11 protein-coding genes and 1 pseudogene are annotated in these 10,187 nt (G+C 71.8%); 6 read left to right on the forward strand and 6 right to left on the reverse strand.

Annotated features, from left to right (window positions below; translation table 11 throughout):
- A pseudogene (locus FHG89_RS33190) lies at positions 1-352 on the forward strand (serine/threonine-protein kinase); the annotation flags it as partial.
- 33 nt (positions 353-385) lie between these two features.
- Positions 386-1,027, forward strand: coding sequence for a histidine phosphatase family protein (locus tag FHG89_RS31310; protein ID WP_139587989.1), 642 nt, complete (start codon positions 386-388; stop codon positions 1,025-1,027).
- A 20-nt stretch (positions 1,028-1,047) separates the two neighbouring features.
- On the opposite strand, the gene FHG89_RS31315 is transcribed toward FHG89_RS31310, so the two are convergent.
- Genes FHG89_RS31315 through FHG89_RS31335 form a run of 5 tightly spaced genes read right to left on the reverse strand, consistent with a single transcriptional unit; the run spans position 1,048 to position 4,176 of the window.
- A complete protein-coding gene (locus FHG89_RS31315) occupies positions 1,048-1,572 on the reverse strand; it encodes a GNAT family N-acetyltransferase (RefSeq protein WP_139587990.1) in 525 nt (174 codons plus the stop codon).
- Between the two features lie 11 nt (positions 1,573-1,583).
- Positions 1,584-2,081, reverse strand: coding sequence for a DinB family protein (locus tag FHG89_RS31320; RefSeq protein ID WP_139587991.1), 498 nt, complete (start codon positions 2,079-2,081; stop codon positions 1,584-1,586).
- A gap of 46 nt (positions 2,082-2,127) precedes the next feature.
- A complete protein-coding gene (locus FHG89_RS31325) occupies positions 2,128-2,568 on the reverse strand; it encodes a VOC family protein (protein WP_139587992.1) in 441 nt (146 codons plus the stop codon).
- Positions 2,565-3,398 (reverse strand): MOSC domain-containing protein, encoded by an 834-nt coding sequence (locus tag FHG89_RS31330; RefSeq protein WP_139587993.1) that lies wholly within the window; start codon positions 3,396-3,398, stop codon positions 2,565-2,567. The genes FHG89_RS31325 and FHG89_RS31330 overlap by 4 nt, the downstream gene beginning before the upstream one ends.
- A 19-nt stretch (positions 3,399-3,417) precedes the next feature.
- Positions 3,418-4,176: a carbon-nitrogen hydrolase family protein gene (locus FHG89_RS31335; RefSeq protein WP_139587994.1), complete on the reverse strand. Its 759-nt coding sequence runs from the start codon at positions 4,174-4,176 to the stop codon at positions 3,418-3,420.
- On the opposite strand from FHG89_RS31335, the gene FHG89_RS31340 reads away from it, so the two are divergent.
- The 3 genes from FHG89_RS31340 to FHG89_RS31350 all read left to right on the forward strand — a co-directional run bounded on the left by FHG89_RS31340 (position 4,175) and on the right by FHG89_RS31350 (position 6,785).
- The gene (locus FHG89_RS31340; protein WP_139587995.1) at positions 4,175-4,957 is read left to right on the forward strand and encodes a DedA family protein; all 783 of its coding nucleotides are present in this window, start codon (positions 4,175-4,177) and stop codon (positions 4,955-4,957) included. The two genes, FHG89_RS31335 and FHG89_RS31340, sit on opposite strands and share 2 nt — an antisense overlap.
- A gap of 488 nt (positions 4,958-5,445) precedes the next feature.
- Complete coding sequence (locus FHG89_RS31345) at positions 5,446-6,012, forward strand: hypothetical protein (RefSeq protein WP_139587996.1); 567 nt, start codon at positions 5,446-5,448, stop codon at positions 6,010-6,012.
- 353 nt (positions 6,013-6,365) lie between these two features.
- Positions 6,366-6,785: a protein-tyrosine phosphatase family protein gene (locus FHG89_RS31350; protein WP_139587997.1), complete on the forward strand. Its 420-nt coding sequence runs from the start codon at positions 6,366-6,368 to the stop codon at positions 6,783-6,785.
- Between the two features lie 75 nt (positions 6,786-6,860).
- On the opposite strand, the gene FHG89_RS31355 is transcribed toward FHG89_RS31350, so the two are convergent.
- The gene (locus FHG89_RS31355) at positions 6,861-9,143 is read right to left on the reverse strand and encodes an ATP-binding cassette domain-containing protein (protein ID WP_139587998.1); all 2,283 of its coding nucleotides are present in this window, start codon (positions 9,141-9,143) and stop codon (positions 6,861-6,863) included.
- Positions 9,144-9,309: 166 nt separating this feature from the next.
- Here FHG89_RS31355 and FHG89_RS31360 point away from each other — a divergent pair, with 166 nt between their 5' ends.
- Positions 9,310-10,059 carry a MerR family transcriptional regulator gene (locus tag FHG89_RS31360; protein WP_139587999.1) on the forward strand — a complete coding sequence of 250 codons (750 nt, stop codon included), beginning with the start codon at positions 9,310-9,312 and terminating at the stop codon, positions 10,057-10,059.
- Positions 10,060-10,187 lie beyond the last annotated feature (128 nt).

Genomic DNA, 10,187 nt, shown 5'->3' on the forward strand with positions numbered 1-10,187 from the left:
ACCCAGCACCCAGTCACCGACGCCGCCGTCCCCGGCCCCCAGCAGCGCCGCTCCCTCGACAGTCGGTCAGCAGGTGCCGGTCAGCCTGCGCCAGGTCACCAACGAGTTCACCGCGGCGCTCGCCGAGGCGCAGGCCCGCGGCGAGATCGACCGCCGGACCGCCGAGGATCTGCGCGACGGCCTCGCCGACGCCAACCGTCGGTCCCGCGACCGCGCCAAGCGCGTCGCAGACCTGCGCGAACGCATCGCGGAGCTGGTCGACCGGGACAGGCTCTCCGCGCGGACGGCCGCTCACCTCGACGAACTTCTCAGCCAGGCGAGCACCTTCTCGACCGACCGTACGGACGACTGATCCATCCGCCGGTCTCACTGGCATGATGGGCCGATGCGGACACGGTTGATCTTCGTGCGTCATGGCGAGTCGGTCCACCAGGTCGACGGGACCGTGGGCGGACCGCACGGATGCCGCGGGCTGACCGCGCTCGGCCACGACCAGGCACACCGGCTCGCCCGACGGCTCGCCGAGGACCACGCCGTCGACCGGCCGGTGGCGGTCTACTCGTCCGTGCTGCGCCGGACCGTCGAGACCGCGCAACCGATCGCCGCGGCGTTCGGCCTGCGCGCCGTGGCGGACTGCGGTCTGTGCACCTGGCACACGCCCCCGTACGCCGACGGGTTGCCGGTCACCCGCTTCCGGGCCGAGCACGCCGCGGTGGGTGGAGGGCTGTTCCGGCCGTTCGAGACCGGCAACGAGAGCTGGGCCGAACTGGTCGTCCGCATCAGCCGCGCGATCATGGAGATCGCCCACCGGCACCGGGGCTCCACAGTGGTGCTCGTCGGTCACACCGCGACCGTCGAGGTCGCCTTCCACGCGCTCGCCGCCCAGCCGCTGCACCGGGGGTTCGACCTGGTCATCGCGCCGGCCTCGATCACCGAATGGACCACCGACCACGACACCGGCGCCTGGCCACCGGCCCGCTGGACCCTGCACCGCTTCGGCGACACCGGCGGATGGGCTAGAGGGTGATCCAGTAACGGCGTGCCGGCCTAGAGGCTGACCCAGTACCGGCGGGTCGGGCCCAGCTCGGTGTCCCGGACGTCCTCCAGGACGCCGCCGTGACGCTCGATCGTCCGCGCCGACGCCACATTGTCCGCCGCGCAGACGATCAGCACCCGATCCAGGCCGATCGCCCGCGCCTCGCCGAGCATCCGGCCCAGCGCCCAGGTCGCCAGCCCCCGCCGTCGCGCGGACGGCCGGATGCCGTACCCGACGTGGCCGGCGCCGCGCAGCAGGACGTCGTTCAGCTCGTGCCGCAACGCGATCCCGCCGAGCACACGGTCGTCCTCGACGATCCACCGGTGCGTGCACCGCACCTGACCCTCGGCGAGAAGCGTCCCGGGATCCGCCTGCTCGTTCACCCGTCGCACCCAGGCCGCGAACCCGTCCGGCGAGCGCACCTCGTCGGACGGCCGTAACCCGAAACCATCCTCGTGCAGGCCGGGACCCCACTCGTCGTGCGCGTCGAGCCAGGCGCCGTGCAGACCGACGGTGGGCACGACCAGCTCGGGCATCAGTCGACCCGTCAGTCGTTCAGGATCTGCTCGCGCAGGATCTCCGCGTGCCCACAGTGCTGAGCCAGCTCGCGCAGCACGTGCAGATACACCCAGCGCAGCGGCAGCGGGCCACGGCGGTTACCCCTGAGCAGGTCGTCCAGCCCGAGCGACGCCGTGGCGCGGCGGGACGCCTCGCACGCCTCACGATGCGCCCGCTGGATCGTGGCGATCGTGTCGGAGTCGTCGAGGACGAACGACTCGTCGGGCGTCGCGGGGATGCCGATCTCGGCCCGCGAGCGACAGGTGACAGCCTCGTCGAACCAGACCTTCTCGACGAACGTCGCGTGCTTCACCAGACCCAGCAGCGTGGTCCGCGACGGCACCAACGATCGGCGCGCCTGCTCCTCGGTCAACCCATCCAGGTAACCGTCGAGCGCCAGGCGGTGCTCGTCGATGAACGCCTCGAACTGCGCCTGCGCCGGCTGGCCGACGACATCCTCGGCGAAGGTCGGCGGGAAAACGGTCATGAGGGAAGCATTCCAAGCCGGCCGGTCGAGAGCAACCACGGCACGCTCACCCGAAGGACACGAGCGAGCCGCGCTCGTCGAACACCGCGGTACCCGCCCAGGCGATCTCCCAACGGTTGCCCTCCGGGTCGGCGATGTACGCCGAGCGCCCACCCCAGGGCCGGTCCGTCGGCTCCGCCACCACCGTTGCCCCCGCCGCGACGGCAGCGGCGAAGGCCGTGTCGACGTCAGCCCGGTCGTCGACGTTGCAGGCCAACGTCACTCCGGACCAACCGCCGGCCGGATCGGCGACGCCCGGTGCCGCCTCGGCTGCCAGCTCCGGCAGCGGAGAGAGGGCGAGCAGCACACCACCGAGCAGGAACGCCGACCAGTCGTCGTCGCCCGACGGCTGCTCTGGCCAGCCCAGCGCATGGTAGAACGACCGCAGCAGGCCCATGTCGCGTACGCCCAGGGTGACCACCGACAGTCGGGAGGGAATTGCACTCATGAGCCGACCGTAACCCGGTCGCCGTCGGCCACCCGACCGGCGCGGACCACCCTGGCGTACGCGCCGACGCACGGCTGCGGGCCCATCCCGGGCAGCGGCTCGACCCGGTTGAGCCGGGCGGGCACCCGCAGCGCCTCGGCCTCGCGGGGCAGTGGCCCGTGCGCGAGCGTCGGCACCGCGCAGCGCGGCGTCGGAGCGAGCACGGCGAGCACCAGGTCGGGGCCGACACGCAGCTCCCGGCCCACCCAGCCGTTCTCGGCGAAGGCCTCCGTCTCCGTGTCGAGCACCAGATTGGGTCGGTAACGCTCGACAGTGCCGGCCCCGGGCGGCAGGCTCCCGGTGATCCGGTCCAGGGTCGCGGTGGTGACCAGGTGGATCGGGGCGAAGTCGAAGAAGGTGCCGGGCACCACCGCCCCGAGGCGGCTCTCGTCGGCCGGTACCTCGTCGGTCAGGCCGGCGGCGAGCACCGCGTCCGGGTGGGACCGCAGCAGGGTGGCGCCGTCCGGCAGGGTGTCGACAACTGTCACCGGGTGGCCCACCGCCGCGCTGAGCGCCTGGTCGACGGTGGGGTCCGCGGCCGACAGGTACCGCCCGTCGGGCAGGGTGATCCGGATCGGGTCGGGCGTCCCGCCGGTGGCCCGCAGGGTGAGCAGGTCGCGCCAGCGGTGCGGTTGCTTGGCGCTGGCGACCCGTCCGCTGGCCCGGTCCAGCAGGGCCAGCGCACGATCACCCACGACGCCGGCCACACCGACCTCGGCGGCCGGGATCCGTTCGCCGAGCAGCGACTTCACCGGGTATCGCCGCAGCTGCACCAGCCGTCCTGAGATCATCCCGCCACCCTAACCGGGCTCAGTCGATGCTCACTCGAACCAGCTCTCCCGGTGCCGTACCTGCCCGTGCGCACACCTCGCCCTGTGGCGTCCAGACGCCGGAACGCCCCGCCGCCTCCGTGTAGCCGCCACCTGTCGACCCGGCGAAGCTCGCCATCGCCACCCACACCCGGTGCGTGACGGCGATCCGGTGCGCCCGCTGGTCCACCACGGCGGTGTCGCACGCCGACTCCAGCACCCCCGCCGCGTACACGTCGACGCCGAGCGCGGCCGTGCGCTGCGCGTGGGCGGCGACGCCGGTGTCCTTGCAGACGGCAAGCCCCAGCCGCCATCCGTCCACAGTGAGCACACCCGGTGTGTCACCCGGCCGGAACCGGCGGGCCTCCGCCTCACCCAGGCACATCTTGCGGTACGCCACAGTCACACCATCACCGGTCACGGCCAGCACCCCGATGTGGTCACCGGCGACCGGCGCGCCCGCCAGCGCCAGCGCCCCCGTCTCGGCGCACGCGCGCACCAGCGGCGCCAACCGTGGGTCGTCGGTGGGCACGACAGGGGCGTCCAACTCGTACCCGGTCAGCGACAGCTCCGGAAAGACCACCACCCGGGCACTCGCCGCGCGGACCGCGTCGGCGTGCGCCCGCGCGTTGGCCGCGACATCAAGGGGTACGCACAGTGGCTGCGCCGCCGCGAGCCGCAGCGGGGTACGGCCATCCGTGCCTGCGGCCGGCGTGGCCTCTCGGTCGGCTCTCAGGATCGCTTCGTAGCGTGTGGGCATGATTCGAACGTCGCACGCCGTGCTCGCCACCGGAACCCCTGCCGCCGCCGCGGAACCGCCGCAGGGCGGCATCGTCGGCTACGTCAGCGACCTGGTGGAACGGCTCGGCGGCCCGGGCGCGGGCCTGGCGGTGGCGCTGGAGAACCTGTTTCCCCCGATCCCGAGCGAGGTGATCCTGCCGCTGGCCGGGTTCGTCGCCGCGCAGGGTCGGATCAGCCTGTTCGGTGCGATCTTCTGGACCACGCTCGGCTCGGTGGTGGGCGCGCTGGCCCTCTACCTGATCGGCGCGTCACTGGGCCGCGACCGGATGCGCGCCATCGCGGCCCGGCTGCCGCTGATCAAGCTCAGCGACGTGGATCGGACCGAGGCGTGGTTTCTGCGGCACGGCGTGAAGGCTGTCTTCTTCGGCAGGATGATCCCGATCTTCCGGAGCCTGATCTCCATCCCGGCCGGGGTGGAGCGGATGCCCGTACCGGTCTTCCTGCTCTACACCACGCTGGGCAGCCTGATCTGGAACACCACCTTCGTGCTCGCCGGCTACCTGCTCGGCGACAACTGGCACCTCGTCGAGGGGTACGTCGGCACGCTCCAGAACGTGGTCATCGTGGTCTGTGTGGCGGGCGTCGCGTGGTTCGTCGGATCCCGGGTGCTTCGCGCCCGCCGCGCCGCACGGAACCCCGAACCCACCACCCCCGAACAGCGCTCGCCGAACGGGGTGCCCGACCCGGGCGGTCGCGGCACTCTCTACCGCAGCGGCTCCTGGCCCGCCAACGACCGCTAGACGGACGATCCGTGACGCCCCGCCGTGCCCCGGCTGGGGTGTTTGTCCGGTCTGGGGTCGTGTGGGCTGTGACCGGTCGCACCGGCGCGGCGGAATCATGGCCGGCCGGGGGTCGTTACACACCCTGACGATCGCAGGACCACGGCCATTCGGCCCGGCCCTCACGGGGTTGGAATGCCCGGCCTGGCCTGCTCGTTGAAGCCCCCCGGCACCACCTCGTTGCGGGTGCCGCCGGCCCCGGAATGACCCCGGTCCGCCGGTCGTTACACCGACCCCCAGGCACCGCCGAAATGCGGGTGCCGCCGGATGGGCCACCCCCGGAATGACCCCGGCCCCCGGGTCGTTACACAGACCCGGCGCCGTGAGCCCTCCGGCTCGCAGGCCGCCGAACCTTCAAGACTTTGTGCAGCGCCGGACGAGGTGCTCACACCCACGCCACCATCCCCCGGTTGGTGTGGGTGTTTCCTACCCCCGAAGGAGCTACCCCCATGAACACGATCATGCGCAAGAGTGTGCTGTCCGTTGCTGGTCTGGCCTTCGCCGGTGGCATCTTCGCCGGCCCGGTCGCCGCCCACGCCGCGACCCCGGTCGTGGACGCCAAGCCCACCGCCGCCGCGGTGCAGACCGCCGCGCCGAAGCCGCAGGGCGAGCAGTCGCACATCACCCTGAACGGTGAGCAGACCGCGAATGTCAAGGCGATCATCGCCGCGACGAAGAAGGCCGGCCTGCCCGAGCGGGCGGCGGTCATCTCGATCGCGACGAGCCTGCAGGAGTCGAAGCTGGAGAACCTCGGCCACCTCGGCGACCGCAACGACCACGACTCGTTGGGCCTGTTCCAGCAGCGCCCGTCCAGTGGTTGGGGCACGCCGGAGCAGATCACCGACCCGGAGTACTCCACGACGGCGTTCCTCAAGGGTCTGAAGCAGGTCGACGGGTGGCAGGACATGCCGCTGACCGACGCCGCGCAGACCGTGCAGGTCTCGGCCTACCCGGACGCCTACGCCCAGTGGGAGCAGCAGGCCACCGACCTCGTGGCCCAGCACTGGAACAGCTGACCCACACACACATTCGATGGCCGGCACCCCGGAACGACAGGGGTGCCGGCCATCGGCATGTCCGGTCGAGATCTTGGACAGTTTCCGTCAGCCGTGAACGGGAACTGTCCAAGATCTGTGTGGAGGCGGGAACATTGGGCGGGGCCGGTGGGTTGTGGATCGGTGTCGGTGTGACTCAGTGTCCCCGGGCCTCACCTAATATTGCCGTCGCGGAACACCGTTCGGCTGGAGCCGCGTCGCGCCACTCGCCGAGAGGCGACCTGCACACCGACACCAGCGCCGCCCCCGCCCCACCCGGGCCGGGGGCGGCGCTGTCCGTACCTGCCGTCGGGCCGGCGCGGCACAATGCTCGGGTGTCTGTCGTTCAGCCCTGGTCCGGGCAGTCGGGTGTCGTCGTACTGCCGAGTGGCGCGAGCGTGCGCGGACGCCGCATCGCGGCGGAGGCCTCGCCTGCCGACTTCGCACTGTTGTTGGCCCCCGGCCCGGAGCCGGCGTGGGCGCACCGGCGGATCCGGTGGCCCGACTTCTGGGTTCCGCTGGACCGGGCCGATGCGCTCGACGCCCTGCGGGAGGCCCTGCGCCGGGCACACGGCGGCGAACGCGTCGAAGTGGCCTGCCGGGGTGGAGTGGGCCGGACGGGAACGGCGTTGGCTGCGCTGGCGATCCTCGACGGCCTGCCAGCCGAGCGGGCGGTGCCGTGGGTCCGCACGGGCTACCACCCGAAGGCCGTGGAGACTCCCTGGCAGCGACGCTGGCTCCGCCGCGTCACCTGACACCCGCCGGCGGACGGCAGGCGCCTGTCTGCCGCCCGCGCCGTCCGCCTGCCGCCCGACGCCACCGCAGCGCCGTCAGCCTTGGCTGATCCGCGCGGGCTCGTTGACGTACTCGCACAGGTGGGTCGCGGTGAGGGTGCCTCCGTGCGCGACCAGCTCGGCAGGCGTGCCGGTGAAGACGACCCGCCCGCCGTCGTGTCCCGCGCCGGGGCCGAGGTCGATGAGCCAGTCCGCGTGTGCCATGACCGCCTGGTGGTGCTCGATGACGATGACCGTGTTGCCGGCGTCGACCATGCGGTCGAGCAGGGCCAGGAGTTGGTCGACGTCGGCCAGGTGCAGGCCTGTGGTGGGCTCGTCGAGGACGTACGTGCTGGTCTTCTCGCCGAGGTGGATGGCGAGTTTGAGTCGTTGCCGTTCCCCGCCCGACAGGGTGGTCAGCGGTTGGCCGAGGCTGAGGTAGCCCAACCCGACGTCGACGAGCCGGCGGAGGATGACGTGCGGGAAGAAGTCGTACGCCTCGGTGACCGACATGGCGAGCACCTCGCTGATGTTCCTGCCGCGCAGCGTGTACGTGAGCACCTGGTCGGTGAAACGGCGGCCCTCGCACCGTTCGCAGACGCTCGCCACGCCGGCCATCATCGCCAGGTCGGTGTAGATGAGCCCGATGCCCTTGCAGGCCGGGCAGGCGCCCTCGGAGTTGGCGCTGAACAGCGCCGCCTTGACGCCGTTGGCCTTGGCGAAGGCGGTGCGGATCGGGTCGAGCAGCCCGGTGTAGGTGGCCGGGTTGCTGCGCCGCGAGCCGCGGATGGGGGACTGGTCGACGATCACCACACCGGACCGGCGGCGCAGCGACCCGTGGATCAGGGAACTCTTGCCGGAGCCGGCGACGCCGGTGACGACGGTGAGCACCCCGAGCGGGATGTCGACGTCCACGTCGCGCAGGTTGTGCAGGTCGGCGTGCCGGATGGCGAGCTGCCCGGTGGGCTGGCGTACGGCGGCGCGCAGGGTCACCCGGTGGTCGAGGTGCCGGCCGGTGAGCGTGTCGGAGCGGCGCAGCGCGGGCACGTCGCCGGTGAAGCAGATCCGGCCGCCGTTGGTGCCGGCGCCGGGCCCGAGGTCGACCACGTGGTCGGCGATGGCGATGGTCTCCGGCTTGTGTTCGACCACCAGGACGGTGTTGCCCTTGTCGCGCAGCCGCAGCAGCAGGTCGTTCATCCGGGCGATGTCGTGCGGGTGCAGGCCGACCGTGGGTTCGTCGAAGACGTACGTGACGTCGGAGAGGCTGGACCCGAGGTGCCGGACCATCTTCACCCGCTGCGCCTCGCCGCCGGACAGGGTGGCCGACTCGCGGTCCAGACTGAGGTAGCCCAGCCCGATCTCGACGAGGGAGTCGAGCAGGTCCCGCAGGTTGGCGATCAGCGGCGCCACCTCCGGGTCGTCGACCTCCCGGACGAACGCGGCCAGGTCACTGATCTGCATGGCGGAGCAGTCGGCGATGGTGCGCCCGGCGATCCGCGAGGACAGGGCCGCCGCGTTGAGGCGGGTGCCGTCGCAGTCGGCGCAGGTGGTGAACGTGACCGCCCGGTCGACGAAGGCACGGATGTGCGGTTGCATCGACTCGCGGTCCTTGGAGAGAAGGAGCCGCTTGACCTTGACGGCCAAGCCCTCGTACGTCCAGTTGTTGCTGCCCACCTTGATCTTCGTGGCGGGTTTGTGGAGGAAGTCCTGCCACTGCTGCGGGGTGTAGTCCTGGAGTTTGACGTCCGGGTCGAACAGGCCGGAGCCGACGATCGTCTGCCAGTACCAGGAGTCGACCGCGAAGTTGGGCACCGTGATCGCGCCGTCGTTGAGGGAGCGCTCGACGTCGACCAGCTCGTTGACGTCCAGGTCCGACACACGGCCCAGCCCCTCACAGGTCGGGCACATGCCCTCGGGGAGGTTGAAGCTGAACGCCCCAGCCCCGCCGATCTGCGGCTGGCCGAGCCGGCTGAAGAGGATCCGCAGCATGGCGTACGCGTCGGTGGCGGTGCCGACGGTGGAGCGGGAGTTGACGCCCATCCGTTCCTGGTCGACGACGATGGCGGCGCTGAGGTTGCGCAGCGAGTCGACGTCCGGGCGGTTGAGGTTCGGCATGAACGACTGGAGGAACGCGCTGTAGGTCTCGTTGATCATGCGCTGGGACTCGGCGGCGATGGTGCCGAAGACCAGTGACGACTTGCCGGAGCCGGAGACGCCGGTGAAGACGGTCAACCGGCGCTTGGGGATGTCGACCGAGACGTTGGCGAGGTTGTTCTCCCGCGCCCCGCGTACCTCGATCATGTCGTGGCTGTCGGCGGCGGACCAGGCTGGCTGCGACATGCGAACCCTTCACGAGATCGTGGCGGGGCGGCCCCCGCCGAGCACTTGACGGATTAAATTGTCTCATTCATCCTCCTGTAGAGACTTTCGTGAAGCTTCCGCCGTAGGGCGATGCGGAAAGGCCTGAGAAGTCTCAAATCACGTGTCAACCACTAGGGTTGCCGGTGTGGACGTCGGGCCGAAGGACCGCCTGCGCGCCGTGGACCTGGCCGCCACCGTCGGGATCTCGGTGCAGCAGGTGCGCAACTACGTCGAGCAGGGAGTGCTGCCCCCGGCGCGGCGCACCCCGAGCGGCTACCGGATCTTCACGAGCGAGCACTCCCGGGCGTTGACCGTGGCGCGGCGGCTCGCCGAGGGGCACGGCTGGGGTCGTACCCGGGAGATCATGGCGGCGGTGCACAGGGGTGACCTGCCGGCGGCGCTCGCGGCGCTCGACGGCGGCCACGCCGAACTGGACCGGGAGCGGGCCGACATCCGCCGGGTGCTCGGCGCGTTCGAGACCGTGTTGGCCGCTTCCCCGGCGGCCCGGCCGGCGCCCCGCCGGGGCGTCCGGATCGGCGAGGTCGCCGCCCTGGTCGGGGTCCGGACCTCCCAGCTGCGGCTGTGGGAGGCGCGCGACCTGCTGCGCCCGACCCGCGCGCCGGGCACCAACTACCGGGTGTACGACGAGGCCGAGCTGCGCGCCGCGCAGGTCGTCGCGCTGCTGCGCCGGGGCGCGTACCCGTTCGAGATCATCGAGGCGGTGCTGGGGGAGCTGCGCAACACCGGCAGCGCCCAGCGGGTCCGCGCCGAGCTGGCGCGCCGTGAACAGGACCTGCACGCGCGCAGCCTGCGCCGGCTGCGGGGGAGCGCCGCGCTGCACGACTACCTGCGCCAACGAGCCCAACCGGTCCCGCCGGGCGATCTTGTTGACTAGGGTCGGGCTCATGAGAGCTGCGCTGCTGGCGGCCACCACGTCCGCCGTCCTGCTCGCTCCCGCGCCGGCCGGGGCGGCCCCGGGCGCCATCGCGCCCGTGCGGTGCCCACGGGCGGCGGGGTCTGCGA

Source organism: Micromonospora orduensis, from assembly GCF_006228125.1.
In the GTDB taxonomy this organism is placed as follows: Bacteria; Actinomycetota; Actinomycetes; order Mycobacteriales; family Micromonosporaceae; genus Micromonospora; species Micromonospora orduensis.